Origin of the sequence: Pseudanabaena sp. CCNP1317, assembly GCF_034931345.1 — a bacterium.
GTDB classification, from domain to species: Bacteria; Cyanobacteriota; Cyanobacteriia; order Pseudanabaenales; family Pseudanabaenaceae; genus Pseudanabaena; species Pseudanabaena galeata.
In genome coordinates this window covers 70,030-95,499 of the sequence record NZ_JAYGIF010000057.1, presented here as the reverse complement: position 1 = coordinate 95,499, position 25,470 = coordinate 70,030, and the positions used below count along the sequence as shown (strand labels likewise).

At 42.3% G+C, this 25,470-nt stretch carries 26 protein-coding genes; 13 read left to right on the top strand and 13 right to left on the bottom strand.

Annotated features, from left to right (window positions below; translation table 11 throughout):
• Positions 1-73 precede the first annotated feature (73 nt).
• Complete coding sequence (locus VB775_RS12035) at positions 74-1,081, top strand: sulfate/molybdate ABC transporter ATP-binding protein (RefSeq protein ID WP_281008804.1); 1,008 nt, start codon at positions 74-76, stop codon at positions 1,079-1,081.
• 40 nt (positions 1,082-1,121) lie between these two features.
• Here the strand turns inward: VB775_RS12035 and VB775_RS12030 are convergent, their stop codons facing one another.
• Positions 1,122-1,694 carry a Crp/Fnr family transcriptional regulator gene (locus VB775_RS12030; protein ID WP_281008805.1) on the bottom strand — a complete coding sequence of 191 codons (573 nt, stop codon included), beginning with the start codon at positions 1,692-1,694 and terminating at the stop codon, positions 1,122-1,124.
• 150 nt (positions 1,695-1,844) lie between these two features.
• On the opposite strand from VB775_RS12030, the gene cysK reads away from it, so the two are divergent.
• Together cysK and VB775_RS12020 are read left to right on the top strand one after the other, a co-directional pair.
• Positions 1,845-2,813 carry a cysteine synthase A gene (gene cysK, locus VB775_RS12025; RefSeq protein ID WP_281008806.1) on the top strand — a complete coding sequence of 323 codons (969 nt, stop codon included), beginning with the start codon at positions 1,845-1,847 and terminating at the stop codon, positions 2,811-2,813.
• An 89-nt stretch (positions 2,814-2,902) separates the two neighbouring features.
• A complete protein-coding gene (locus tag VB775_RS12020; protein WP_281008807.1) occupies positions 2,903-3,337 on the top strand; it encodes an RrF2 family transcriptional regulator in 435 nt (144 codons plus the stop codon).
• A gap of 65 nt (positions 3,338-3,402) precedes the next feature.
• Here VB775_RS12020 and VB775_RS12015 read toward each other — a convergent pair whose 3' ends face one another.
• From VB775_RS12015 to VB775_RS12000, 4 genes are all read right to left on the bottom strand, one after another.
• A complete protein-coding gene (locus VB775_RS12015) occupies positions 3,403-3,672 on the bottom strand; it encodes an NIL domain-containing protein (protein ID WP_281008808.1) in 270 nt (89 codons plus the stop codon).
• Between the two features lie 72 nt (positions 3,673-3,744).
• The gene (gene cysW, locus VB775_RS12010; RefSeq protein ID WP_281008809.1) at positions 3,745-4,623 is read right to left on the bottom strand and encodes a sulfate ABC transporter permease subunit CysW; all 879 of its coding nucleotides are present in this window, start codon (positions 4,621-4,623) and stop codon (positions 3,745-3,747) included.
• A complete protein-coding gene (cysT, locus tag VB775_RS12005; protein WP_281008810.1) occupies positions 4,616-5,473 on the bottom strand; it encodes a sulfate ABC transporter permease subunit CysT in 858 nt (285 codons plus the stop codon). Before cysT ends, cysW begins: the two co-directional genes overlap by 8 nt.
• A gap of 69 nt (positions 5,474-5,542) precedes the next feature.
• Positions 5,543-6,712, bottom strand: coding sequence for a sulfate ABC transporter substrate-binding protein (locus VB775_RS12000; RefSeq protein WP_281008811.1), 1,170 nt, complete (start codon positions 6,710-6,712; stop codon positions 5,543-5,545).
• An 851-nt stretch (positions 6,713-7,563) separates the two neighbouring features.
• Here VB775_RS12000 and VB775_RS11995 point away from each other — a divergent pair.
• Positions 7,564-9,198, top strand: a complete 1,635-nt coding sequence (locus tag VB775_RS11995; protein WP_281008812.1) for a helix-turn-helix domain-containing protein — start codon at positions 7,564-7,566, stop codon at positions 9,196-9,198.
• A 192-nt stretch (positions 9,199-9,390) separates the two neighbouring features.
• Here the strand turns inward: VB775_RS11995 and VB775_RS11990 are convergent, their stop codons facing one another.
• Positions 9,391-9,993, bottom strand: coding sequence for a CPBP family intramembrane glutamic endopeptidase (locus VB775_RS11990; protein WP_281008813.1), 603 nt, complete (start codon positions 9,991-9,993; stop codon positions 9,391-9,393).
• 33 nt (positions 9,994-10,026) lie between these two features.
• Complete coding sequence (locus VB775_RS11985) at positions 10,027-11,319, bottom strand: aminotransferase class V-fold PLP-dependent enzyme (RefSeq protein WP_281008814.1); 1,293 nt, start codon at positions 11,317-11,319, stop codon at positions 10,027-10,029.
• Positions 11,320-11,577: 258 nt separating this feature from the next.
• Between VB775_RS11985 and VB775_RS11980 the strand changes: the two genes are divergently transcribed.
• Genes VB775_RS11980 through VB775_RS11965 form a run of 4 tightly spaced genes read left to right on the top strand, consistent with a single transcriptional unit; the run spans position 11,578 to position 12,888 of the window.
• Positions 11,578-11,904 carry a Uma2 family endonuclease gene (locus VB775_RS11980; protein ID WP_281008815.1) on the top strand — a complete coding sequence of 109 codons (327 nt, stop codon included), beginning with the start codon at positions 11,578-11,580 and terminating at the stop codon, positions 11,902-11,904.
• Complete coding sequence (locus VB775_RS11975) at positions 11,793-12,164, top strand: Uma2 family endonuclease (protein WP_323216802.1); 372 nt, start codon at positions 11,793-11,795, stop codon at positions 12,162-12,164. Before VB775_RS11980 ends, VB775_RS11975 begins: the two co-directional genes overlap by 112 nt.
• Before the next feature lie 41 nt (positions 12,165-12,205).
• The gene (locus VB775_RS11970) at positions 12,206-12,493 is read left to right on the top strand and encodes a type II toxin-antitoxin system HigB family toxin (RefSeq protein WP_323216798.1); all 288 of its coding nucleotides are present in this window, start codon (positions 12,206-12,208) and stop codon (positions 12,491-12,493) included.
• Positions 12,490-12,888: a helix-turn-helix domain-containing protein gene (locus VB775_RS11965; RefSeq protein WP_281008817.1), complete on the top strand. Its 399-nt coding sequence runs from the start codon at positions 12,490-12,492 to the stop codon at positions 12,886-12,888. The genes VB775_RS11970 and VB775_RS11965 overlap by 4 nt, the downstream gene beginning before the upstream one ends.
• 77 nt (positions 12,889-12,965) lie before the next feature.
• On the opposite strand, the gene VB775_RS11960 is transcribed toward VB775_RS11965, so the two are convergent.
• Together VB775_RS11960 and VB775_RS11955 are read right to left on the bottom strand one after the other, a co-directional pair.
• Positions 12,966-13,301 carry a XisI protein gene (locus tag VB775_RS11960; RefSeq protein WP_281008818.1) on the bottom strand — a complete coding sequence of 112 codons (336 nt, stop codon included), beginning with the start codon at positions 13,299-13,301 and terminating at the stop codon, positions 12,966-12,968.
• Entirely contained in the window at positions 13,289-13,663 is a 375-nt protein-coding gene (locus tag VB775_RS11955; RefSeq protein WP_281009387.1) for an element excision factor XisH family protein, read from the bottom strand. Before VB775_RS11955 ends, VB775_RS11960 begins: the two co-directional genes overlap by 13 nt.
• A gap of 476 nt (positions 13,664-14,139) precedes the next feature.
• On the opposite strand from VB775_RS11955, the gene VB775_RS11950 reads away from it, so the two are divergent.
• The 5 genes from VB775_RS11950 (at position 14,140) to VB775_RS11930 (ending at position 18,533) form a co-directional block, all read left to right on the top strand.
• A complete protein-coding gene (locus VB775_RS11950) occupies positions 14,140-14,352 on the top strand; it encodes a hypothetical protein (RefSeq protein ID WP_281008819.1) in 213 nt (70 codons plus the stop codon).
• Between the two features lie 43 nt (positions 14,353-14,395).
• Positions 14,396-14,731 carry an NINE protein gene (locus VB775_RS11945; protein ID WP_281008820.1) on the top strand — a complete coding sequence of 112 codons (336 nt, stop codon included), beginning with the start codon at positions 14,396-14,398 and terminating at the stop codon, positions 14,729-14,731.
• A 17-nt stretch (positions 14,732-14,748) separates the two neighbouring features.
• Entirely contained in the window at positions 14,749-15,459 is a 711-nt protein-coding gene (locus VB775_RS11940; protein ID WP_281008821.1) for a helix-hairpin-helix domain-containing protein, read from the top strand.
• 62 nt (positions 15,460-15,521) lie between these two features.
• Positions 15,522-16,718, top strand: a complete 1,197-nt coding sequence (locus VB775_RS11935; RefSeq protein ID WP_281008822.1) for a pentapeptide repeat-containing protein — start codon at positions 15,522-15,524, stop codon at positions 16,716-16,718.
• Between the two features lie 474 nt (positions 16,719-17,192).
• The gene (locus VB775_RS11930; protein ID WP_281008823.1) at positions 17,193-18,533 is read left to right on the top strand and encodes an SLC13 family permease; all 1,341 of its coding nucleotides are present in this window, start codon (positions 17,193-17,195) and stop codon (positions 18,531-18,533) included.
• Between the two features lie 402 nt (positions 18,534-18,935).
• On the opposite strand, the gene VB775_RS11925 is transcribed toward VB775_RS11930, so the two are convergent.
• The 4 genes from VB775_RS11925 to murA form a co-directional block, all read right to left on the bottom strand.
• Positions 18,936-21,326, bottom strand: a complete 2,391-nt coding sequence (locus VB775_RS11925) for an NAD-binding protein (protein WP_281008824.1) — start codon at positions 21,324-21,326, stop codon at positions 18,936-18,938.
• A 133-nt stretch (positions 21,327-21,459) separates the two neighbouring features.
• On the bottom strand, positions 21,460-22,647 hold the full coding sequence (locus VB775_RS11920; protein WP_281008825.1) for a DNA double-strand break repair nuclease NurA: 1,188 nt from the start codon (positions 22,645-22,647) through the stop codon (positions 21,460-21,462).
• A gap of 598 nt (positions 22,648-23,245) precedes the next feature.
• The gene (gene folK, locus VB775_RS11915; protein ID WP_281008826.1) at positions 23,246-23,782 is read right to left on the bottom strand and encodes a 2-amino-4-hydroxy-6-hydroxymethyldihydropteridine diphosphokinase; all 537 of its coding nucleotides are present in this window, start codon (positions 23,780-23,782) and stop codon (positions 23,246-23,248) included.
• A 51-nt stretch (positions 23,783-23,833) separates the two neighbouring features.
• Complete coding sequence (gene murA / locus VB775_RS11910; protein ID WP_281008827.1) at positions 23,834-25,225, bottom strand: UDP-N-acetylglucosamine 1-carboxyvinyltransferase; 1,392 nt, start codon at positions 25,223-25,225, stop codon at positions 23,834-23,836.
• Positions 25,226-25,470: the final 245 nt, after the last annotated feature.

Below are 25,470 nucleotides of genomic sequence, written 5' to 3'. Positions count from 1 at the left end.
AAATACGTGGACATAACGTATTTTTAATGCTAGAAATATTCTAAGTTACATAATTTTGATGCTGTGAGTCACAATGAGCATTCTGGTTCAAGATATTACCAAGCAGTTTGGCGATTTTTTAGCAGTTGATAGGGTTAGCTTGATAGTAGAAAGTGGTTCTTTAGTAGCTTTGCTAGGTCCATCAGGTTCAGGTAAGTCAACTCTCTTGCGAATCATGGCAGGTTTAGAAAAATCTGATCATGGTCAAATTTGGATTGAAAATGAAGACGCAACTTACCGCTCAGTGCAAGAACGCCTAATTGGATTCGTATTTCAGCACTATGCTTTGTTTAAGCATTTGACAGTGCGTAGCAATATCGCCTTTGGCTTAAATATTCGTAAGGCATCTAAAAGCCTAGTTAAACAAAAGGTTGATGAATTGCTGGACTTAATTCAACTCAGAGGATTGGGCGATCGCTATCCATCTCAACTATCGGGTGGTCAGCGTCAGCGCGTAGCCCTTGCGCGATCACTAGCGGCTCAGCCCAAGACTCTCCTACTCGATGAACCCTTTGGTGCATTGGATGCGAAGGTACGGAAGGAACTACGCACATGGCTTCGCCAACTCCATGAACAAGTTCATGTGACTACAATTTTTGTCACCCATGACCAAGAAGAAGCGATGGAAGTCGCTGATCGCGTGGTGATTATGAATAATGGCAGAGTTGAACAAATTGGTACACCAGCCGAAATTTATGATAATCCTACTTCGGAATTTGTGATGCGTTTTATCGGTGAAACCAATGTTATCTCAGGTGCGCGTCGCCATTTCCCCGATCTTGAAATTGCAGATCATCATCAAGTATTCTTACGTCCCCACGATCTGGCGATTAGAGCCGAACCAGAAGAAACCTTTGCCCCCGCAACTGTCAGCTATGCCTTTAATCTTGGTCGTGAAGGTCATGCGGAATTGCTACTACAAGACAATCAAAAACTCGTCGTCAAACTAGATCGCGATCGCTTTGACAGTCTCTCGCTCTATCCTCAAAAAGAAGTCTATGTCAAACCTTTAAAAACTAAAATCTTTGCTGAAGTTGCTTAGCCAAGAAACAAAAAAGCACCCTCAAAGGGTGCTTTTTTGTCTAAATTTCATAGTGCCATTGTTCGGTAGACTCTGCCAAAAATCTGAGTTTGCGACCTTTACGAGACAAGAACCCAATCTTTTCAAGATCATTAATAATGCGGGTGACCGTGACGCGAGTAGAGCCGATTAATTCTGCGAGTTCTTGATGGGTTAGTTGCAGACCAATCAACCTGCCATCACGATGATCCTCTTCACCAAAGCGATCGCTTAACCAAGCTAATAGCAACCTTACAGCCTCATCCTTAGCGCGACTATGGGCAATCTTTAGCAAAAACTCACTGGTTTGATTGCGGCGAATCATTGCTTCAACGTGATTTCCCCACTGCGATCTCGGTATTTCTGTTAACTGCACATCCGTTAAGCATTCCATTTCATAAGGGTATAACTGTGATAATTCACTGCCAATGAGATCACCCGCAGCCCATAAACCAGAGCAAATTACTTGACCATCCTCATTCCATGTGAGCGATCGCACCACGCCCGACTCAATTTTCCAGAGGTAATTAGTTTTGCGGGGCAGCATCTCACGACGCTTATAGGCAATGCCAGTAGTCTTTTCAAGGTGAATCATCAGATACTCTATCGGCAAACAGTAGATTTTATTTGTATTACGTTGAAAAGTATTGTATCTTACTAAGTACGGTATTTACACGATGTTACCGTACTTTTATGGATTTCTACTTCTTGCTCTCATCGGAGTCCTCATCCCCCAACAACTTTTATGAAAATTGCTCAAAATATCACACAACTCATTGGTAGTACGCCCCTCGTTGCCCTAAATAACATCCCTAAAAAAGATGGTTCTCTCGCCAAAATTGTCTTGAAATTAGAAAGTATTAATCCTTCTTCTTCTGTTAAGGATCGTATCGGCTTAGCGATGATTGAAGATGCTGAAGCTCAAGGTTTGATTAGTCCTGCCAAAACTATATTGGTGGAACCAACTTCGGGTAATACAGGGATTGCCTTGGCAATGGTGGCAGCCGCTAAGGGCTATCGCTTAATTTTGACGATGCCTGAGACTATGAGTCTAGAGCGCCGTGCCATGCTCAGAGCCTATGGTGCAGAGCTAGAGTTGACTAATGCTAGTGAAGGAATGCGTGGCGCGATTCGGCGTGCGGGAGAAATCGCTGACTCTACGCCTAATGCTTATATGCTGCAACAGTTTAATAATCCAGCCAATCCTGCCGTGCATCGGCGCACCACTGCGGAAGAAATTTGGAATGATACGGATGGGCAAGTGGATATTGTGATTGCGGGTGTGGGAACTGGCGGCACAATTACGGGTGTTGCCGAAGTGATTAAGCAGCGTAAACCGAGTTTTAAGGCGATCGCTGTAGAACCTCTCAACAGCCCCGTCTTGGCGGGTGGTACACCAGGGGCACACAGAATTCAGGGAATCGGTGCAGGATTTATCCCCCAAGTTTTACGCACGGACTTGATTGATGAAATTATTGGTATTTCTGATGAGGCAGCAATCGCTTACGGTCGGCGCTTAGCCCGTGAGGAAGGTTTACTTTCAGGGATTTCGTCAGGGGCGGCTCTGGCGGCAGCGATCGCTGTGGGTAAGCGGGAAGAAAATCGCGATCTTTTAATTGTGGTGGTTCAACCAAGTTTTGGCGAGCGCTATCTCAGTACAGCTCTATTCCAAGAGCCTGAATTTGCGAATTCATCTTTGGTTTCTTCAAGATAAAAGCATTCATCCCTAGGTCAATTAATCCTGTACTAAGTGGAGCATTAATTGACCTGAAAAAATATCTATAAACTGAGTCTAAAAAATCAATGGAACTATCTTGTAAGGTGGATTATGCTTGTATTGCCCTAATACAACTAGCGATACGACATGGACAAGGGCAGCCAATCTCTGTTAACGAAATTGCTCACAGCCAAAATATTCCCATTCGCTACCTCGATCAAGTCATGGGAATGTTAAGGAGAGCAGGCATTATTACTAGTCAGAGAGGATCTAAAGGAGGCTATCACCTTGCCCAAGAACCTTGGCAAATTAGAATTATTGACGTGGTGGTTGGTCTTAACGGTGAAGACTCTAGAGAGTTACAAAATGATAATCAAATCACACCTGAAAAACTAGTTATTGCAGATATAAGAGAACTTACCAGAAGGGGGGCGCTTGATGTATTAAGCAAACATACCCTAGAAGATTTAGTCAGAAAATGTGAAGAGAAAAAACGCTCAGGCATAATGTTTTATATTTGAAATTCCACATAAAAGAGTGCCGCATTGCGAATCTCTCTTATGTGGAATTTATATTTGTAGAGAAATTACAAAGCCGTGTTTGGTTCACGATTGTCTTCCCAAATCTCGATATCAAGATCGTTTAGATAGGCGATCGCGGTTTGAATTTGGGCTTGGTTACCGTTAAGACCGAGATGAAACCAACCACTACCAGCATTTACACCGAGGGTTGCGGAAATAATGTTTACAGTGACTCCATGCTGTGAAATTAAGTTGGAAATCACAGGCTCACTGTGTAAATCTTCGGGGATACGGATCTTGACATCTTTAGCCACAGGGCGAGTATCAATAGCCATAGAATTAATCTCCTTTTGATAATTTGGTGTGATGATATGCTGTTGCACAGCTCATCACATCATCTATTTTTGCTATTCACGTTCATTAGGATTGTGAGTTTTACGTTCCAATATTTCCTTGAGAACTAGAGTAACAACTGCTAACAGAGCGAGCAGAACTGCCGCCGAATAAGCAACTTCATTCTCATAGTTCTTGTAGGCTTCTTCAACAAAAAGAGGCAAGCTTTGGGTTTTTGACGCAATATTGCCAGACACGACTGAAACCGCACCAAACTCACCCATAGCCCTCGCATTAGTCAACACTAAGCCATAGAGTAAACCCCATCGGATATTGGGAACAACAACTTTCCAGAAAATCTGCCAGTCACTAGCCCCAAGCGTTCGTGCCGCCTCTTCTTGCTCTGTTCCCATTTCATCCAATACAGGAATCACTTCACGGGCAATAAAAGGCATACTTACAAAGATGGTCGCCAACAGCATTCCTGGGAAGGCAAATACAATTTTGATGTTGTTTGCTTCTAGAAATGATCCGAACCAACCAATGCGACCGTATAGCAAAACGATCATTAAACCTGCAACTACTGGAGAAATCGAGAAAGGCAGGTCAATAATGCTAAGTAATAGTGCTTTCCCAGGGAACTTATTGCGGGCGATCGCCCAAGCGGCACTCAAGCCAAAAATAGTATTTAACGGCAAAGCGATCGCCGCTAATAGAGCCGTTAACTTAATCGCTTCCAGCAAATCGTCACGCTTAAAAGCCTCGATAAGCGGGGTTAGCCCCTTAGAAAAGGCCTGCACAAATACATTGATGGCGGGAATGAACAGCACTAATCCTAGATAGAGAAAGGCGATCGTAATTAAAATCGCAGGAGCTAAGCTTTTTTTGCGTTTACTTTTTGATTCAGGCGCACTTTGAGGATAGTTACTGACTGAGGGATTGAGATTAGCCATACTTTTTGCTCCATGCTTGTAATAAATTGATTGCAAGTAGGCTCACAAAGGAAATCGCCAACATCACCACACCGATCACGGTTGCGCCTACATAGTCATATTGCTCTAATCTTTGAAAGATCAAAATCGGTGTAATCAAGTCCTTAAATGGAGTATTGGAAGCAATAATTACGGTGGAGCCATACTCACCGACAGCTCGGGAAAAGCCAAGGGCAACCCCTGTCAAGATCGAAGGCGCAAGCGGTGGCAAAATCACTTTCGTAAAAGTCTGGATTTGGGAAGCTCCCAATGACCAAGCGGCTTCTTCAATTTCCTTTTCTAAATCCGTGAGTACAGGTTGCACGGTGCGAACAATGAACGGCAAAGAGATAAAGGTCATCGCCACAAATACACCAATGCGACTAAAGGCAACTTTGATACCTAAAGGAGCAAGGAGAGAACCTAGCCAACCATTGTCACTGTAAACCGTAGCTAGGGTCAGTCCAGCTACGGCGGTGGGCAAGGCAAAGGGCAGATCAACGATCGCTTCGAGGAAGCGCTTGCCAAAGAAGTCGTAACGTACAATCACCCATGCAATTAATGTGCCGAAAATACCATTAATGGCGGCGGCGGCAAAGGCAGTCACAAAGGTGATTTCGTAACTAGAGAGGGCAAGGGGAGATGTGGCTGTTTTCCAGAAATTCTCGAAGGGTTCGCTCGCCGCCTTGGTGATCAATGCGATGATCGGCAATATTAGGAGAAATAGAAGATAGGTAAAGGTAATTACCCATGTCCAAGGAATTTTGGAGATCAGTTTGAGAATAGGGTTAGTTTTTTTCCTATGCTCACTCGATGAAGTTGCCACTACCATATTTTTTGATGTTTAAAATGCGAAAGCAAGATATGAGAACAAGGGGCTTAAGCCCCTTGTCTGAGGTGATTAACGTTTAATTTTGGCTTGAATTTGGTCAAAAGCTGCACCATCAGCAAAAAACTTCTTATTGATCGCATCCCAGCCGCCAAGATCCTTGACGGTTGACAGATTTTTGACCACAGGATAAAGATCCGCAAATTGCTTTTCCTTGGCTACAGTTTCATCGACAGGTCGAAAGCCAACCTTGGCAAATTCAGTTTGAGCTTCTGGGGAATATAGGAATTTCACAAAGGCTTCGGCAACTTCTTTCGTACCATGCTTAGCCACATTCTTATCAACAACTGCGATCGGGTTATCGATTGAGAAATTAACTTCGGGAATTACATAATTAGTCTTAATTCCTCTTTGTGAGGCAAGAATAATTTCATTCTCATAGTTAATCAGTGCGTCACCTTGCCCCTGCTTAAAGAATGCATCGGTAGCTTCTCTGGCATCTTTAGTCAAAATCGGTACATTGGTATAAACCCTAGTTAGAGCTTCTAGAGCCTTTTCATCGCTACCACCCTTTTTAAAAGCGGCATTCCAGAGCGCTAAGAAGTTCCAACGGGCTACACCTGATGTCTTAGGATCAGCCGTAATTAGGCTAACGCCATCTTTCTCTAGATCTGACCAATCTTTTATGTTTTTAGGATTGCCATCGCGAGTCACAATCACAGGCACAGACTTAGAAACTATGCTGTCATTGGGGTATTCCTGTTCCCAACCCTTATCAATTAGTCCTGCCTTTTCGATTTTACTAGTATCAGCCGCCAGCGCAAGATGGACGATATCCGCTTCTAGACCATCGATAATTGCACGAGTTTGGGAGCCTGAGCCACCATAGCTTTGTCTAAAGATAACTTTTTGGTTTTGTTCTTTTTGCCACTTCTCGACAAATTTAGGAATAATTGCTTCGTGCGCTTGTTTGGTGACGGCAAAGGATACCAGAGTTAGCTCAACATCCTTCTTGGGTGCGCCTGCGGATGTGTTTACCTGACTACCTGTGTTAGGAGTTTCTGTGGTGGCGGTGCAAGCTGTCATGGTGAAGCTGATAAGTGCACCTGCGAGAAAAAAGGCAATAAATTTACGTCCAAACTGACGGTTGAATATATTGCTGAATGTATTGCTGACTAGACTAGCGATCGCTTGCATTGCCGATTTGGACTTACCCAAAGGCTGCCGATACCTTGAACTCATATGCTTGTATCTCCAAATTTTAATCTACGATATCTCAGTGGGGTTACCGTATTTAAAATTACCATACAACATTTTTGAGCTAATGTCCAACCAAAATCTACGGTTTATTAATGGGGTATTTGGAGATTGCTTAGGGTTGATATAGCAATCCTAAATAGGTTGTGAGAGTGCGCCCCTTCGGGGCGCACTCTCACAACCCTCAAAATCTTACGACTCATTTAGTGTAGAAAGTGATTTTGACTAGCTTGGAAAGAAGCGTACATTAAGTAAAGATGGCGCTTATTGTAAACACTTTTTACATCAATTCAAAACCTTAGGCTATATCTAACTATAAGGTGGCTAAACACTATAATTCTGATTTAGTAAGGTGGTCTCTTTTATATTTATGTCATCGAAATAATGATTTTGTAATGATTTTTATTGATAGGGTCTAATGAAGCCAATTAAGCCTTTTGTCCAGAAATTATTCAACTCAGATTTAGAGGTTAATGTCAAAGTATCGCAACAATCCTAGTGGAGTTTTGTACCTTTTAACTAAATATTGAGAAGTTTATATAAGCTATGGGGACAGGTTTAAAAAACTTAAAAGCCTTATAAAAGAAGCTTTTATCGAGATTTTAATTGGTTGGTAAAAGCTATATATCATTGTATAAGGTTGAAATATTACGGAAATCTAAAGCCTAGTTAGATGCTCAATGTGAACAGAATGACTAACACTTATCTAAGTATAAAAGTTTAATACAAATCCTTTATAACCGAAAGATTTTTGTCTTATGTAAATTGCCCTACAGGTTGTTAGGTGGCTCAGAACTTATTGTCAGAAAATCTCAAAATATATTGGTGTTGTAACTATGGCCTATAAGATATCTAGCGATTGTGTAGCCTGTTTTTCTTGCATATCTATTTGTCCCGTAGGAGCAATCTCGATTCAGCAAGGTAATTACTGGATTGATCCTGCCATTTGCAATAACTGTGAAGGGTATGCACCTGAACCTTTATGTGTTAATACCTGTGATGTTGGCGCTTCACTTCCTTTACAGACCAAAAAAGGTCGAGTGAAATCCATCGACAATCCCTTATTAATTAGTCCTAGTTTATTTGCTAATGGCGTTAGCGCTCCCTTCGCCTCAGCGATCGCGATTTGGGAGACTTGCAATTTACTTGCTCAAAGGCGATCGCTCCCTTGGACGTTAGACGAAAATGGGACTTTAGTATATGAAAGATCGGTTAATCAGGGCAAAGGAAAGATTGCTTTACGGCTCAATAACATTATTAATTTTAGTTATCCGCGATCGCATTTAGAATCCCAAACGATCCTTGCTTCCGATACGTTAGATATTCGGGCAGCTTGTATGCATTTGCTCTATGCCGCCTATGCTACTACTCTTGAAAAACCTTGGGAGCAAGAATTTAGCATTACTGATAGTCAAATTGAGGAATATCTAGGCTTAGATAAACGCAAGGATTTGTCTAAGTCAACGAAGTTAAATCTGATTAAAACACTTGCCATGCAGCCTTGCTGGGTTACGGCTCAAATTGACTGGCCAAAGCAAGGAAAAGTAGAAGCATTCTCTATCTCAGAAAGTCCACTCTGGAATTTATTAGAAATCGTGCATCACTTCCATGAAGACGAAGAAGGGTGTAAACACCTGATTGGTATAACTTTTAGAATAAAAGCAGGAGATTGGGCGCAATATTTTCTGAACAAGAAAGAATGTCATGCAGGTAGAGCTTTTTATCAATATAGTCAATTACCCAAATCGCTACTTGGTGCGATTATGAGTATTTGGCAGCAGCATGAAGGAGCGGCGCGAATGTTGCTATGGTTGTTATTTAAAACTCGGATGGGAGAACAGCAGAGGATCATGGTCATGACCTTAATGCGCGTCGCCTATGGTGAAGATCGGGTTAATCATGCCATTAACCAAAGAGATGAACGAAAAAGACTGCTGAGAATGTTTGAGAGTGATCTAGAAGTGGTAAACCGCTATGGGCTTAAACCTGTCTTCGATCCTGTGACGTATCCATTAGAGATTCAGCCGCTCTGGTCAAAACTAGAGGATATTCCTGATGATGCGGAATCAGCGCTTGAATTTTGGATTAATGATGGCAGTTGCAACTTAAGGGTTACGGATATCGGTCCCCGTGGTAAGTGGCAAATGTTAATCAATGCCAGAATTTTATCCTTTGATTTAGTTGCTGATTGGGAACAACCTGCGGAACTATCACGCAAAAAACGCAAATTTGAGCGATCGCAAGGTCAGTGTACTAAGCAGAATAACTCTAGCAAAAAAATTCAAGTAGCTAGTCAGTCATCACTTTCAGGCGAACAGATTGCGACAATGCGTAAAAATCTACAAATTAGTCAGCGTACTTTAGCTGAGAAAATAGGCAAAAGTCAAAGTTGGATTCGTGATGTGGAGAATGGTCGTTTTCAAGCTAAGCAGAGTGAACAACAATTAATCCGTCAAGCATTAGGAATATAAAAGTTGGGTTCCAATTCCAATTCCAATTCTACTCTCTTTCCACTCAGCGATCGATTGTCATACGATCTTTTGCTGCTTTAAGGCGATCGCCTTACCAATTCGTGAGGATGAATATTGGCGATGCTAACGATGCTAAAGGCGCGATCAAATCGCAAATATGACTATCTTTAGTAATGGAGATAATCTCTATCTCTAGTTTTTAGATTGCTTATATTTCCAGATAATACCTGAAAGTGCATTGGTGAGAATATGAGCAACGATCGCTGACAACAGATTACCTGTATACATCGTGACTGCACCAAGCATCATGCCGACGGCGATCGCCCAAACCGTATATGACAAATGCTTAGTACTTGCCATATGCAAGGCTCCAAATACAACACTGGTAATAATCAATGCAATCCCATTCATGCCGAGTGCTGGCAGAGCCACGCCCCGAAATAGCATTTCTTCGCTTAATCCAGGTAACAATCCTAGCCAAATTAGATCGATTGGTTCTAAGGGTTTAAGTACCATTTCTAGATATTCTTGAGCCGCAATACGGTAACTTTCCCATATTTCATAAATTAAACTACTAAGTAGAGCTACACCTATCCCTATTCCTGCACCGATCGCGGCATGTTCGGGTTGCCAATTTAAAGGAACCATAGGAATACCCGTTAAGTAAACCCAACCCTTGGAGATTCCCAAAAAGATGATCGCGGTTACTGCCATCGCAATCAGTACCTGAGATCGCGATAGAGTTTGATCTTTTTTGTCGGGAGTTGGTTGAGGTGCTTGTGAAAATAGAGACATGGTAGAGACTTGGTGGATTTAGGGAAGAGAATTTTAATCAATAGTTGCAAAGACAGAAATCAGACGTTCTATATCAGCAATTGAAGTCAAATAATGAACTGAAGCCCTTAAACAATCAGGATCGGTAAGCGCACGAATCAAGATTTGATGTTCTGATTCTAAGTGTTTGGCAATTAAAGCATGGGATTTATTGGCGATCGCACTCGGAGATGATCTTGAGATTAGTTCCTGATTAACTTTAAAGGAGATGAGTCCTGACTCTGGAGGTAGTTGCCTTATGCAATCAATATGGGGTAAAGCATCTAGTTGTTCCCAGACAATTTTACTTAATTGACAAATGCGCTGATAGCGTTGCAGTTGCGTTCCCCAACTATTTGCATGGGCGATCGCAATTCGCATTGCTTCATAAAGAGCATAGGTTGAGCTAGCAACCTCAAACTTTGCCCCATCTTGTCGCCACTGCACAATTGGATTGTGGCTAGTGGGATATTTGCCTATGAGTCCACGCCAACCTACAAATACTGGCTCGATCGCCTCAAAAATCTCAGGGCGAATATACAAACCTCCCAATCCGAGGGGCGCACACCACCATTTATGACAGGTAAATGCATAAAAATCCGCCTCAGTCTCGGCAAGATTGAGCGACAGCACTCCCACGGACTGCGCGGCATCAACGGCAACTAATACATGACGATCATGGCAAGCCTTAGCGATCGCTTTCAGTGGCAAAACTTGTCCCGTATTCCAGCAAATATGGCTGAGCATCACCATCCGCGTTTGAGGTTGCAAATGCTGTACTAATAATTCCACAACGGTTTCACTATCTTTACCTTCAGCGCTAGCATTGCGATTATTAGTCAAGGGGAAATAGTCAATTTCAATGCCAAAGCGTTTCTGAATTTGGATAGCAGCCGCAATAATTCCGGGGTGTTCGCAGTCTGAGAGCAATAAGCGATCGCCTTGCTGCCAATCCACAGACCACAGAGCAATATTGCAACCAACAGTTGTATTTTCAGTGAGTGTAATCGTGGTGGGGCTAACTTGAAATTCTTGGGCGATCGCTGTTTTCGTTGCATTATATTCAGCGACCATCCAATCTCCAGCCGCATTAGAGAAGCTACCCAGTGACTCGATATGACGAAAGTTTTTATTGATCGCATCTAGGGCATCTCCACACATAACCCCCTGACCGCCATAGTTAAAGTAAGTACGATTTTCAACGCCTAAAGCAGGAAAATGCGATCTATGCACGAATGGGTCTTCTTTGCGATCGCGCTCCAAATTGTCAGAATCCAAACTATCAGAAAGTCCTGCTGAAGAAATCAAAACCAACTCCTACAAAATATTCAGCTATTACCTATTCTATAGCTATAGCCACCTGTATCAGGATAAATCAAAACCCAAATAGTGTGAGGCGGCGCTTTGCGCCGCCTCACACTATTTGGGTTTTGAACAGCAGTTACTGATCAAGCAAACCAAGAGTTTTTTTAAAAGTGTTGGTTTGGGTGTAAGCGCAAAGCGCTATAGCGATCATGCTCGGCTGTGGCGCTAGAATATCAATGTTGTCTTTCAGTTACAACTCCAATGATTGCCACCATTCAGCGCCATTACAGTCTTGATGAATATCGAGCGATCGCCGATACCTCTGAAGAAAAATGTGAATACCACGATGGAGAAATTATTGCAATGACTGGTGGAACTGTTAAACATAGCCGTATTAGTCGAAATATACTCAGTCTTCTAGATACTAAGCTGAAAATACGAACTTTGAAGCCATTAACAATGACTTACGGCTATGGATTCCTGATTATCGGCGTGGCGTATACCCAGATGCGATGGTTTTTGATGGGGCTTTACAATTTAACGGCGAGTCCCAAGGGGATGCGTCCCGCCGCGAGGATGAAGTTTTAAATCCTGTTCTAATTGTAGAAGTGCTTTCGCCATCGACGGAGGAATACGATCGCACAGATAAGTTTCGGATGTATCGGTCTATTCCTAGTTTCTGTGAATATCTCTTAATTCGCCAAAATAAAGTTTTTGTAGAACGCTACAGCAAGCAAGGAGACATTTGGACTTATAGCGATTTTGATAGTTTAGATCAGTCGATTTTACTGGAGTCTATAAGTATTGAAATAGCGATCGCGGAAATTTATCGTAACATTGAATTTTGAAATAACTTCTGACGACATACAATGCAAAATTATGAGAAAAGATGCACGTAATTAGCAGAAAAGTTTTACGTCAGTTCTGGGAAAAGTACCCTGATAGCCAGATCCCATTGATGAGATGGTTTAAGATTATGGATAGAGAGAGTTTTAGCAATTTTGCTAGTTTACGTTCTGTTTTTCCTAGCGTGGATCAAGTCGGTGATTTAACGGTTTTTAATATTGGTGGCAATAAGTACCGCTTAATCGCCTCAGTTCATTTTAATCGTGACAAAATTTATATTCGTCATGTATTAACACATCTAGAGTATGACAAAGGAGGATGGAAAAAATGAGCTTACTTACAAAAGATGTGCGGATGTCTTGGGGCGTTATTCGTCCGCTTTTTTCAATTCGTAATGAAAGTGAGTACGATCGCGCTATTGAGAGATTAAATGCGTTGATTGATGAAGTGGGTACAGATGAAGAAAATCCTCTTTACGAACTATTAGATACTTTGGGGATTGTAATTCATACATACGAAGAAAAAAATCATGCCATACCTGAAAGTAATGGCGTTCAGATGATGCAGTTTTTGATGGAAGAACATCAATTAGGTTTAGCAGATTTACCAGACCTTGGTACACCAGAAATGATTTTGGCAATACTTAATGGTCAGCAGGATCTGACTGTAAAGCATCTAAAGTCTCTATCGACAAGATTTCAGGTATCACCTGCAATTTTTATTTAGCTAGATTACTTTTACCAAACTCTATGAACGCAATCAAATGTAGAGCCATAGTCAAAAATGGCAGGTGCGTTTAGTGCTTAAACTAGTGCAAATTCTGTAAACTGTCGTAAGTTGGGGGCTTGGTAAGCTAACACAATACTTTGCTTTGGGATGCCTTTATCTACTAGTAAATTGGCAATACCTACTTCAGTTCCATCGCTTTGAATCCAGATTTTATCACCCTTAAGATCGATATGAATTAGGGAACCATAAATGCGGCGTTTTTTGTTCCAGCCAGTGCATACCAATTGATAGCGATCGCGCTGATGATCAAAAATCAACTCCATTTCAACCTCACCATAGGCAGGTTGATGGCTACTATATTCCGTAAGAATTTGCTGCACTATATCTCGATAGGTTTCTAGGGATACCATTGCACAATAACCTCTTCTGATACATCAAAAATAATCAGTTTTAGTTGATATTCAGCTATAGCTAGTTTAGCAAATTCACGCCGAAAGAATGTATTCCAAGCTGTATCTGGGATTGCTAAGTATAACAGGCGACTGGCATCATCTAATTTTAAGGCTAGACGATAATTGAGACATTGCCCCAAAACTGTATGAAATTCAGAAATGGCAGATGGATTCAAAAAAGTTTTAACTTCTACGGCGATTTTATTTTTGTCCTTCTCTGCTGCAAATAGTTGCTCTGCAACAATATCAATACAAATTTCAACTTCAGCAATATTCAAGTAAAGCGGATCATGGGTGATTGTCCATCCATCTTTGATCAGGGCAGTTTTTACAGATTAGTGGAATAGGTCTTTTGCCATAGCATCGCCGAAATTTAATACTGGGCTTAAATGCTTATTTAACTGATGTTACGTGGAACTCAGATGGTGAACCTCTTGCTGCTAGCATGATAGGGCAACCATGGGGGGATTGTCCTTACCTGTAAATTTTAGATATTGTAGGGGCTGCGCCCCTGTGTTAGCCCTAGACTCACGCCATCGCAAGAAGTCCTTCCACGTAACATCAGTTATTTAACTATAGCGCTCCTAAATGAGTTGTAAGATTTTGATGGTTGTGAGAGTGCGCCCCTTCGGGGCGCACTCTCACAACCTATTTAGGATTGCTATAGATTTCACAAGCATATACAGTTGAAGTTATATCAAATTTTATAGGAGCGATCGCAGAAATTTATCGAGGTGTTGAGTTTTAAATATAAATAGGGCATGATCTTGGAGATCGCTCTTGCAGAGAAAAAGCAATGATATCTGGTTTTAAAAATTTGAGCGTGAAACCCTTAGTCAAAAACTTGAAATTTTTACCATTGGCTCTCGTGGGGCTGGCTGCATTTGCCCTTAACGCCAATGCTGAGATGCATCCTTATCTACAAATTTCCATAGTTTTACTAGAAGCAAAATTGGGAATCCTCATAGTATATTTACTAGCTAAGAAGATTTCCAAGCCTGTAAGATAAGCCTGTAGTTACACATTAACAAAGTTTTAAGAGGGAGTGAGTAATGAGGTCTAGAACTAGTGCAATTCTTTGGTGTTTCTTTCTGGGAGCATTTGGAGCGCACAAATTTTATCTAGGACAATCTGGCTGGGGAATCATTTACCTGCTATTTTTCTGGACAGGCTTCCCATCTATTGCTGCTTTTTTTGAATTTATTATGCTGTTATTAATGGCTGATACCGAATTTAATCGTAGATTTAACGGTGGGGCAAATCAAGCGACAGCCTCGGTTAGAGACTCTACCGCAGCACTGGGCGATCTCAAAAGACTTTATGATGACGGTATAATCACAGCTGAAGAGTACGAAGAAAAACGAAAAAAGCTACTTAAAAATATTTAAAAAAAATATTTAGAATTATGTCTCAACCTTCATGGTTTGATCAAACACCATCATGGGTTTGGTGGTCTTTTGTACCAGCATTGGGTGGTGGCGCGATCGCCTATGCTGGTGTAAAGTCTGGCTCTAATATTTGGATTGGGATCGGTGCATGTTTCGTCACGGCTGGAATTGTTTTCTACTCATCCCCATATCTTTCTGGCTTTGCGATGATTGTTTGGTTGGCTCAAATTGCAACAGCCTTTGCCCTCAAGCGTGAATACTTAACCAAGACTTATCCAAAACATTTAGCATTGCCTGAAGACGAAAAATTATTTAAGGCGATCGCGGCTACCCGTCCCAAGATTGAGTTTAATGGATGCTCTAAGAATGACTTAGTTAACGTTTTAGGATTACCAATCGTTTATGCCAATGATATTGACTCATTAAAGGCTGAAGGGCATATTTTCACTAGTCTCGAAGAACTCCACGACATTCTCGAAATCCCTAATTCAACTCTGCAAAAAATCGCGCCAATGGTAACCTTTGCCTATGACTACCGCCAAGAGACAAGTTATTCATGGAAGCGAGTTAACTCCATGACTGCGGATGAATTGATGGCGATTGGGATAGAACCCAACGTAGCGATCGCGATCGCTGAGGAGCGACAACGACGAGGTGAATTCAAATCGATTATGGATGTCAAAAAGCGTACTGGCATTCCCTTTAGTGCATATCGACAACTTACATAAAACTTACTTAAATAGATTAGGAGCGGTGCTTTGCGCCGCTCCTAATTATTAGAGGCTTATCTATGTTAATTTTTAGAGCATCTTTGAAAGAGAATTTAGCCAAGCATCAACTATGGTTAGAGAGTCATGGCGAGAAAGGACAAAGATTTAGTGCGGCTGGAGCTAATTTAGAGAATGCTGATCTCAGTGGCGCAAATCTGCGTAAAGCTAATCTCAGTGGCTCTAACCTCAGTGAAGTTAATCTCAGCAATGCGAATCTCAGTGAAGCAACTTTATTTGGCACAAAGTTGAGTGGTGCAAATCTCAATGCAGCGAATCTAAGCAGTGCATCCCTGAGTGGTGCTGAACTTCAAAATGCATCGCTTCAGAATGCAGATTTGACCGAAGTACTTCTTTGCGAAGCTAATTTAAGTAATGCGAATCTGATCAATGCTAATTTACACAAAGCCAATCTCAGTCTCGGCATACCAGAATTTGTCAAAGCAAAAAATATTCAAGCGATCTTGCAGGGAAGCACCATTCCTTTTGTAAATGTCAACCAGACCAATCTCAAAGAAGCCAATCTCAGTGGTGCGAATCTCAGTGAAGCAAATCTGGATTTTGCAAATCTTTTTGAAGCTACTCTCAGTGGTGCGAATTTGCAGAAAGCAAAATTATTTGCCGTAAATCTCAGTAAGGCGAATCTCTCTAATGCAAATCTTGAGGGTGCTGATCTCTTCCGATCGCTGGCTTTAGGAACTGACTTTAGTTCTGCAAATCTCACGGGGGCATGTATTGAGGAATGGATTATTGATCGCGATACCAAGTTAGATGAGGTGATCTGTGATTCTATCTATTTAAAGCATCTTCTGAGAAGCTTGCCTGATTACATTCTCAGGAAATATAGCGATCGCCGCCCATTTAATCCTAAGGCAAAATTTGCTCAAGGTGATTTTGTCAAATTAGTGAGCAAAGTCAATCAAGGTTCAGAATTAGAGAAGCATGGATCTGAGGTTTTACAAGAACAGATTCTCTTTGAAGAACTGCATCAAATTTTTGAACAGCTTTCTGAGCAATATTCACAGCGCTATGTTGATGCATCGGAAAGCGATCGTCTAACCATCCTCAAATTAGAAATTCGCTATCAAACTAAAAATAATCTTGCTTTTAGTGAACGTTTATTAGAGGCAATTAATTTACCAAGTCAAGCATTAACCGATCTGTTACAAAATAATTCTTTTGTAACTGTGTCTCCTCAAGTCATTGCAACTTTCTTGTAGCATAACTAATCTTACGTGGATGGAATGCCTGCAATCATCTAAGTTTAGGGCTTGCCCTGTAGTGCAGCCCCTACAAAATCTAAATTATTAGGGTAGGGGCAATCCCCCCGTGGTTGCCCTGTCGTGCTAGCAGCAAGAGATTCATTCTCTGAGTTCCATGTAACATCAAGTATGACTAACTGTTGTTACGCAGAACAAAAATAGTCACCATGTTTCGATATCATCTTGAAAGAGAATTTGGCGACCAAATCCCTACTTGTTTGTAAAGGTCGGGGCTTGGTCTCTAAATCCCAATCTCTGCTTCTTTGTGGATTAAGAAACAAACCCAGTCAGGGTTTTAAACATATAAAATGGCTAGACCATTTTATATGTAGTTCTAGAAAGTAAAGGCGGCGTATATCGCCGCCTTTACTTTCTATACCTTATGACCTAACTTTACTGACAGCTATATTTTATACAGATTGAATAAATAGAATGGCAACTTGGCAAGCAATAGTGTCGCTGATTACCTTTATCAGTGTAATTTTTCTACTGATTACTGAGTGGCTTCATTTTACGATCGCCGCATTCTTAGGCGCTTTAATCTTGATCGTTGCTAATGTGATGACCATGCCCGAAGCCCTTGGATATATTGGCAAAAGTCATGGCACATTAGGGCTTTTCTTTGGCGTGATGGTGATGGTACGCGCCTTTGAACCAACTAAAGTCTTTGAGTATCTTGCCACTAAAATGGTGATTTGGGCAAAAGGAAGAGGCGATCGCTTGCTGTTAGGAATTGTCGCCTTAACCACACCAATCTGTGCGATCTTACCCAATGCTACGACCGTAATGTTGCTTGCCCCATTAATCCCGCCTATTGCTCAGGAAATCGGCGTAGATTTTGTGCCATTACTGATTTTGATGGTATTTGTGGCAAATAGCGCAGGCTTATTGACCATCGTTGGTGATCCCGTCACCTACATCGTTGGTGATGCCATCAATATGAGCTTTGTAGATTACTTATTGCAGCTAAGTCTTGGTGGGGTAATCGCTGTAGGCGTAATCGTTGCCACTCTTCCATTCCTATTTCGCAAAATCTGGCACAAGAAATTAGAAAATCTGGAGAGTCTTCCACATCCTAAGATCAACCACCATCGCACCCTCTTTATTGGAGCAATTATCACTACCTTTGTGCTGATATTTTTTGTGATTGGCGAATCCCTACCGATTCCTGTATCACCAGCAACCGTAGCTCTTCTGGGGGCTGCTCTTGCCTTGATGCTGTCACACCATAGCAAAATTGACTCAGTACAGAATATTCTGCGAGACGTAGATTGGAGTACTTTAATTTTCTTTATGTGCTTTTTTGTGCTGATTGGGGGACTCGAAAAAACAGGGGTAATCAGCAGTATGTCAGGATTTTTGGGAGTGCTTTTAGGCAAAAATATTGCCCTTGGTACGATTATTCTGATCTTCTTTGTAGGGTTAATTTCCAGTGTTGTACCGAATATTCCCCTCGTGGTGGCGATGGTTCCCTTACTCAAGCAATATGTAGTTAATGTTGGTTTAGCTGGTTCGGAGATTATCTCTCCCGATTTTGCAGGACAATTACCAGCGATCGTGTTACCTCTGTTTTACGCGATGATGTATGGCGCAACCCTTGGCGGAAATGGAACTTTAGTAGGAGCTTCGGCAAACATTGTCGCCGCAGGTGTTGCTGAGCAGCATGGGCGGCGAATATCATTTAAGACATTTTTGCGCTATGGCATTCCTGTAATGATTTTGCAACTTGTAGTAGCCGCAATCTATATCACCTTACGATTTTTGATCTTTTGATGCTTAAACCCAACTAAATGAAGGCGGCGCGATGCGCCGCCTTCATTTAGCTGGGTTTTGATTTTGCCTAGGGCAAAATCAAATTATTAATCTACTTGACACACCGTATAAATTTTTACACCCCAGCCCCCCCTTGGGAAGCTACCGTGTACACATAAGTCTGTCTATCTACGTTTGAGATTTTAGATCCCCCCCTTAAAAAGGGGGGAGAATTTTCTTCTTCCCCCTTTTTAAGGGGGATTGAGGGGGATCATTAGTAACTCATGCTATAGCTGATGACTTGTGTGTAAACGGTAGCCTTGGGAAGGAGGGAAGTCTAAGTTCTCCCCCTTCCCAAGGGGGAGTTAGAGGGGGTTTTAGAGATTTGGTGCGCCAAGTAGATTAATGCCAAAATCCAAATTGCTATAAAGGATAGATTTTAATTGGGAGTAATCGCATGAGAACTTGTCCTAAGCGATAAGCTTGCGTATCATACATTGGTAACTCGATCGCCGCAGGGAGACTTTGCATAAAGCGCCGCGCAATCTCCAGATCGCAGCCTGAAATATTTTTAAGCTTATTGCCAGCATCAAGCAAGACACTAGAATTAAGAGGTGGTTTGGCGCGTAGCTGCCAACGTTTTGGTAAATGGAGGTTACCCAGTTCAATGCGTCTCAGTCCTGAAATTGAAGCTAATAGTGTCAGGCGATCGCCTACTTTCATCACCTCATCATCGGATGGCATATAAAACTCACTATGTCCATCAGCTTTAGGAGCGCTAGTTTTGAGATAAACTGGCACAACGATATAACCATAGGCAATTTGCGAAAGATTTTTGCCAATTAATGTGTCATTCTCGGAAATGATATATTCTGCAACTAAAACTGTGCGTTGATTGAGGCGAAATAGACTTAGCATGTTTTCACCAAATGCTGCTCCTGCAAACGCTTCAGCAGAGAGCGCATAGGCACAAAAAGATTGAGAACTGGGCAGAAGTTCTGCTAGGTTTTCACTGAAGTAGCGATCATAAGTACGAATAGCAAGATTCATTTGCCGATTAATTTTTTTTGCTGCATCACGAGCCAGTAAGGCAGTTTCAAGATTAAGCATTTGATCATCAGTGACAGAGAGAATGCTCTTAGCTTTAGCCAGATTGGTTTTCGATAGCTCTTCAATAATATTGCCTGTAAACCAAGGTACTTTGTCGGCTAGATCGCAGTCGTGGGGATTTTCACTAACGATCACAAAGGGAAGTTGCAACTTGAATAGAAGATCCGCTATTCTCTGCCCCAACCGACCAAATCCAATCAGAATAATATGATCGCGACTAGGAAGAGGTAGCGATCGCTTAAAAAACTCAAATTTGGAACTGAGAATACTATCAGCAATCAATCCAACTACCCCCAAAACAAATAGCAGACTGATCAAGGTAATGGACAAGCAAAATATGACCACCCACAAGGGTACTTGGTCTTCATCTAGTCCTCCAAATACATCGCCAAATCCTCCTAACAACAAAATCATGCTTGTAGAAGTTGCCTTTTGCCATGAAATATTTGGCACATTAAAGAATAAAACTACTGAGCTAATTCCCCACAGTATAATTGCGGTTATCACCCCCCACAGAATGAGCCGACGCGATCGCACCGCTTGAAACCAAGAGCTAAGCTGATGCCATTTCGATTTCCAAAATGTTAAACCTGTGATTTTTAGTAATAGTTGTTCAATTCTTTTCAAAGTTGAAGAATTGGGATCAAGGGAAGACTCAATTAGTTGAAAATTTCGGCTAGTGGTGGAGAAATCGTTTTCGACAAATTCAATGAAGGCAACTCGATCGTCAACTTGGACAATTGTATCAGGCTCCCATTGAAAGAAGAGGCGATCAGAGTTGGCATCGGTGATACTCAAAAGTCGAGAATACTTTTTATGTAAGAGATATGCAGGTGTTCTCAAAAAACGATAGTCATTTGGCTCTACTACACGTTCTACTACCCGTAATTTGCGATCGCCAAGTTGAAATAATCCTAATGTGCCTCCGCCTAAGCCTGCTACGGCAAAGGAGGCAGCAGGCAGATCTACTGGATCAAGGGCGACAAAGTTTCCTAATTGATCTTTAAGTAACTGATTGAGATTTTGACGGGAGGAGCGAACGACAATATGCACATCAGGATTGAGGCGACGGGCGGCGATCGCGGTTTCAATGTTCACATTCTCATTACTTGTGACTAGCAAAATCGCCCGACAGTTATCGATTCCTGCTTTGATTAGGATTTCAGAACGCCGACAATCTCCCAAAATTATGGATTGATCTAGGAATTCTGAGAAGTTATCAAACTCCATAATTTCTGGCTGGACTTTATCGATCGCACAAATTTTTACTTCATATTCGCGATAGGCAAATTTCTTTAAGTTAAAGACTGAATGCTGCCCCAAACTTCCCAAGCCACAGACAATAAAGCGATCGCAGACAATCTCATTCTCTGCGCCTAAATTAGTTCCTGAATTTATAGTTGGCTTTGGAGTTTCTTTTTCTTTGTTGTTTATCGATAGATGATCTGGATCAAACTCTATGGTTTCAACCCACTGCGGTAATGGCTGCCCAAACCAAAATGCATAAATTCGTGCTGCCTTAAAATTACGCTGGTCAAGATCATGACAACATTTGGTGATCGCCTCTAATAACATTTGGCGATCACCAAAATAAGTAGACTCTAGTAGAATATGTAATTCTTGAGGCTTTTGTCTGACTGTGACATTTACTTTGATTTCTAGGTCAAGTAAGCAACTTTTAATTTGTACAGCAAGCGATCGCATTCTTTATTCACGTTTTCAAACTAATAAATCTGCAAAAAACTTAATCATAACCCACGAACATTAATAGAAGGTTATCTTGACACTTTAGCAAGAATGAAAATGGCGGCGCTTCGCGCCGCAATTTTCATTCTTGCTAAGCAATGCTGCTCCGCTTACGGGACTCCTTATAAGAAGTTGTCACATTCCGTAACCCCGACCTCACCATTTGCTGCTCAAGAATTGCAAAAAAGCGGCGGCGATCGCTACCAGAGACCACTGCTTGATTATGAGCCTCGGCAAGTGCTACAGGATAGCCATAGCCTTTCTGCACTTGCGCGAGAACGATTTGCAAAGCTTGTGATCGCAAGTTTTGATCCAGAGCCGTCCAAGCAGGCATCTCAATTCTGGCGATTTCTGTACCAACATGGAGATAGCAAAAATAAATCTGATGCTCACCATATTCCTGCAAAATCCGCGCATGACTTTTCCAAAGAGGACTACATTCACCCACTTTCAGTAACCGACTCCATAAAGTACCATCGCGCAATGGCTGGATTTGGCTACAAGGTGCAGAATCCAAAGGCATAGCTGAACAATGGGTATTGCAATCAGGTTGCTCAAAGGCGCAGATTTCTAAACGAAGAAAATTAGTGGTTTCGGCGGCACGGGGCGCACTGATATAGCCTGCTAAGGGAATCCTTTGAGCTTTGAGGTTATCCCATGCGGAGAGGATATCTGGCAAAAGCTGCGATCGCGCATCAGATGGAATCTCATCAAATTCCCAATGAACTAAAGCCCCATCGGTGAAGGCTAACATTGGCGATTTGGGCGAACTAGCGATCGTTTCGATAGCCAAATTTCCTAGAGCCACATTTTCGGCAACAGTACGCCGCAAAGTCATCCATTGTTCAGTCTGAATTCCCCATTGCCGAGCTTTGTAGAGATCTTCGGTTTTATAAAACACTTCAGGAACATTATCAAGTAATGGATAGATACCAGAGTTATAGTAAATTGCCACTCTCCCGATGTTAATCAAATAGCAGTAGGCGATTTCGTGACGGCTAGGAGCAATTTGCGAGCCATCGGTGGCCAAGACTATGTGTGGAGTAGTAATAGGAGTGATCGCTTGAATTCGCAATAAAGGTTCTACTGGTTCCGCACAATTAAAAATTAGGCGATCGTGAAATTGCTGGCTTTGTTGGCAGAGTAATGCTTGATGTGTATTAGCTTGATAAAATATAGTTTCAGCGCGATCAAGTTTAACTGTTAATTGCTGTGCTTCTTTCTGTAATTGCTCGGACATTCCTTGCATCTGTCCCATCAGTTTCTGTAAGTCAAGCATAATCGCCTTTCAATAAATTTTAACCGAGATCTCTCTGTTAACTTACCTTACGCAGAGCCAGCAGCCCCTTGTCCCCTCTTGGTATAATTCCAATCCACGAAAGTGTGGCCACACTTTTGTGGATTGGAAACCAAAACCAGTAAGGTTTCTAAAATTAAGAAATGGCTACGCCATTTCTTAATTTGGTAAGTAGCTAGGCATAAGCAAACTAACAACCTAGAAAGCTGTTCCGCCCGCGTAGCGGGCGGAACAGCTTCTGGTTTTAGGTTTTAATTATAGTGAGCTACTTATACATGAGCTATTAAATCTATCCTTGCACCAAAACACAAAAGTGTGGCCACACTTTTGTGTTTTGGTATTACAGCAATTTTCGATCAAATGAACCACAAGAAAAAGTTTGAAAGCAAGGCAAAGCAACATTTTCAAGCTTTTTCTTGATTTGGGTTTGAGCGCAAAGCGTTGTAGTTTGTCGAACTGACGTTAAATTAACGTGAGTTCGATATAGCCATTTGCGGCGTGCTTCGCACGCCGCAAATGGCGAAAAATGGTAAGAATCGCTTAGCGATTCTTACCATTTTTCGCTTTCGTCAAACTGACGTTAAATTAAGACAATTTCCTTAGTATCAAGTGCAATTGGATAGCTCAAATCTAAGTCGGGGGGATTTTGAGATAGCTCAGAGATGGCTAAACCTTGTACAGGATGAATCCAATCGGCAGCAATTTCGGCTAGGGGTAACAGCACAAAGGCGCGATCGCTCATTCTGGGATGCGGTAAAACTAATTCGGGTGTATCAATTTGGCGATCGCCATAAAGTAATAAATCAAGATCAAGCGTTCTTGCCCCCCAACGTTCGCGACGCTCGCGCCCAAAAAACTGCTCTGTATAAAATAGCGCTTGCAATAACTGAAACGGATTAAGCGTAGTTCTTAGAACTGCACAGCCATTGATGTAGTCTGGCTGCGGGGCAGAATTGGGTAAAGTGATCGCCTTAGTGCGATACCAACGGGAAACCTTAACCACTTCTATTTCAGGATGGGTAGCGAGTTGGGCGATCGCTGCTTGGACAATTTTTTGAGAGTCACCAATTTCACTGCTCAGGTTACTACCTAGGGCGATCGCGCAAAGCTCTGTCATGGATTTTTATTAATAACAACAAAGACGCTGCTAAGCAGCGCCTTTGTTGAATTATACGGGAACAGCTTCACTCGTGCGATAGAGCTTAGCGCCAACATTGCGTAACTTCTCTTCGATGCGATCGTAGCCGCGATCGAGGTGATGCAGTCCCATGACCGTGGTTTCACCATCGGCGGCTAGTCCTGCGATGACTAGTGCGGCTGAAGCGCGTAAATCCGTTGCCATCACAGGCGCACCTGACAATTGGGGAACGCCTGTGACTACTGCCACATTGTTTTTGAGACGAATATTTGCACCCATGCGATTGAGTTCGGCAACATGCTGCAAGCGGTTTTCAAATACGGTTTCGGTGACTACCCCATTGCCTTCGCAAATGCTTAGAAGTGCCATAAATTGTGCTTGCATATCTGTGGGGAAGCCGGGGTAAGGCAAGGTTTCAATATCGACAGCACGATAGCGATCGCCACCAATAACGGTGATCATATTGTCAGAATCTTGGCGAACTGTCACCCCAATATCCTGTAATTTGGAAATCGCGGCGGTGAGATGCGCGGGAATCACAGGGGACATCGATAGGGTTGAGCGGGTAATTGCGGCGGCAACCATAAAAGTTGCGGCTTCAACGCGATCGGGAATGGCGGTGAAATCAGCAAAATGTAGCTTCTCAACACCATCAATGATGATCGTACTAGTACCAGCACCCCTAATTTTTGCGCCCATAGCCATGCAGAGATCAGCAAGATCGGCGACTTCAGGCTCTAATGCGGCATTTTCAATAATCGTTTCACCTTCGGCAAGCGTTGCCGCCATCATTAGGGTTTCGGTTGCGCCTACACTGGGATAATCCAAATAAATTTTTGCACCTTGCAAACGTCCATTACGGCTCTTGGCATAGGCTTGAACGATGCCATGCTCAATCTGTACATCTGCACCTAAGGCTTGCAAACCACGCACATGCAATTCTACTGGACGCGCACCGATCGCACAGCCACCGGGTAAAGGCATTCTGGCTGAGCCTAGTCTTGCTAATAATGAACCGAGAGCGAAGAAACTCGCTCTCATTTTGCTGACTAGCTCGTAAGGAGCAGAGTTGGTGGTCAAGTTACTGGTATCAAGATCAAGAACTTCACCATTGCGCGAAATTTTCACACCGAGGGTTTCGAGAATGTCACCCATACGCTGCACATCAGCGAGGTTAGGGACATTACGAATACGGCAGCCTTCGGAGGATAAAAGTGTGCCTGCCATCAGGGCAAGGATCGAATTTTTTGCGCCGCTAATGGGGACATGCCCTGATAATGGTGCTTTGCCAATGATGCGGAGGACGGGGGCGTTGGGTTCGATTTGGGGCATTTGCGAAGATTCGAGCGTGGTTAGTTCGATTGGCTCAATAATTTGTGAAGCATCGTGCAAATTTTTGGCGAGATCCATCGTCGATTGCATAGGCTGTTGTAAATTGGTGGTTGTACCTGCATTGGTTGAACTGGTTGTAGAAACGATCGCCTTGTCCTCCTCACATCAGAATTAGCGTAGCCAAAAGTTTAACGGAGTATATCCGAAAAACTGTTAACTTTTGTACAGTAAGTGTATTTACTCATTATTAGCGATCAAGTCATATATGGCTATAAGTAACTAGACGCAGTTAAATCTAAAACCTTAAAATCTTTGGCGCACGCTGCGCGTGCGCC

Excerpts from the sequence above, each read along its gene's own strand:
- VB775_RS11945 (WP_281008820.1), top strand. The coding sequence starts at position 14,396 with ATGAGGTCTAGAACTAGTGCAATTCTTTGGTGTTTCTTTCTGGGAGCA.
- folK (WP_281008826.1), bottom strand. The coding sequence starts at position 23,782 with ATGACAGAGCTTTGCGCGATCGCCCTAGGTAGTAACCTGAGCAGTGAA.
- VB775_RS12020 (WP_281008807.1), top strand. The coding sequence starts at position 2,903 with ATGGAACTATCTTGTAAGGTGGATTATGCTTGTATTGCCCTAATACAA.
- VB775_RS12030 (WP_281008805.1), bottom strand. The coding sequence starts at position 1,694 with ATGATTCACCTTGAAAAGACTACTGGCATTGCCTATAAGCGTCGTGAG.
- VB775_RS11990 (WP_281008813.1), bottom strand. The coding sequence starts at position 9,993 with ATGTCTCTATTTTCACAAGCACCTCAACCAACTCCCGACAAAAAAGAT.
- VB775_RS11970 (WP_323216798.1), top strand. The coding sequence starts at position 12,206 with ATGCACGTAATTAGCAGAAAAGTTTTACGTCAGTTCTGGGAAAAGTAC.
- VB775_RS12015 (WP_281008808.1), bottom strand. The coding sequence starts at position 3,672 with ATGGCTATTGATACTCGCCCTGTGGCTAAAGATGTCAAGATCCGTATC.
- VB775_RS11995 (WP_281008812.1), top strand. The coding sequence starts at position 7,564 with ATGGCCTATAAGATATCTAGCGATTGTGTAGCCTGTTTTTCTTGCATA.
- VB775_RS11965 (WP_281008817.1), top strand. The coding sequence starts at position 12,490 with ATGAGCTTACTTACAAAAGATGTGCGGATGTCTTGGGGCGTTATTCGT.
- VB775_RS11950 (WP_281008819.1), top strand. The coding sequence starts at position 14,140 with ATGATATCTGGTTTTAAAAATTTGAGCGTGAAACCCTTAGTCAAAAAC.
- murA (WP_281008827.1), bottom strand. The coding sequence starts at position 25,225 with ATGCAATCGACGATGGATCTCGCCAAAAATTTGCACGATGCTTCACAA.
- VB775_RS11980 (WP_281008815.1), top strand. The coding sequence starts at position 11,578 with ATGATTGCCACCATTCAGCGCCATTACAGTCTTGATGAATATCGAGCG.
- VB775_RS11940 (WP_281008821.1), top strand. The coding sequence starts at position 14,749 with ATGTCTCAACCTTCATGGTTTGATCAAACACCATCATGGGTTTGGTGG.
- cysW (WP_281008809.1), bottom strand. The coding sequence starts at position 4,623 with ATGGCTAATCTCAATCCCTCAGTCAGTAACTATCCTCAAAGTGCGCCT.
- VB775_RS11935 (WP_281008822.1), top strand. The coding sequence starts at position 15,522 with ATGTTAATTTTTAGAGCATCTTTGAAAGAGAATTTAGCCAAGCATCAA.
- cysK (WP_281008806.1), top strand. The coding sequence starts at position 1,845 with ATGAAAATTGCTCAAAATATCACACAACTCATTGGTAGTACGCCCCTC.
- VB775_RS11925 (WP_281008824.1), bottom strand. The coding sequence starts at position 21,326 with ATGCGATCGCTTGCTGTACAAATTAAAAGTTGCTTACTTGACCTAGAA.
- VB775_RS12035 (WP_281008804.1), top strand. The coding sequence starts at position 74 with ATGAGCATTCTGGTTCAAGATATTACCAAGCAGTTTGGCGATTTTTTA.
- VB775_RS11920 (WP_281008825.1), bottom strand. The coding sequence starts at position 22,647 with ATGCTTGACTTACAGAAACTGATGGGACAGATGCAAGGAATGTCCGAG.
- VB775_RS11930 (WP_281008823.1), top strand. The coding sequence starts at position 17,193 with ATGGCAACTTGGCAAGCAATAGTGTCGCTGATTACCTTTATCAGTGTA.
- VB775_RS11960 (WP_281008818.1), bottom strand. The coding sequence starts at position 13,301 with ATGGTATCCCTAGAAACCTATCGAGATATAGTGCAGCAAATTCTTACG.
- VB775_RS12000 (WP_281008811.1), bottom strand. The coding sequence starts at position 6,712 with ATGAGTTCAAGGTATCGGCAGCCTTTGGGTAAGTCCAAATCGGCAATG.
- cysT (WP_281008810.1), bottom strand. The coding sequence starts at position 5,473 with ATGGTAGTGGCAACTTCATCGAGTGAGCATAGGAAAAAAACTAACCCT.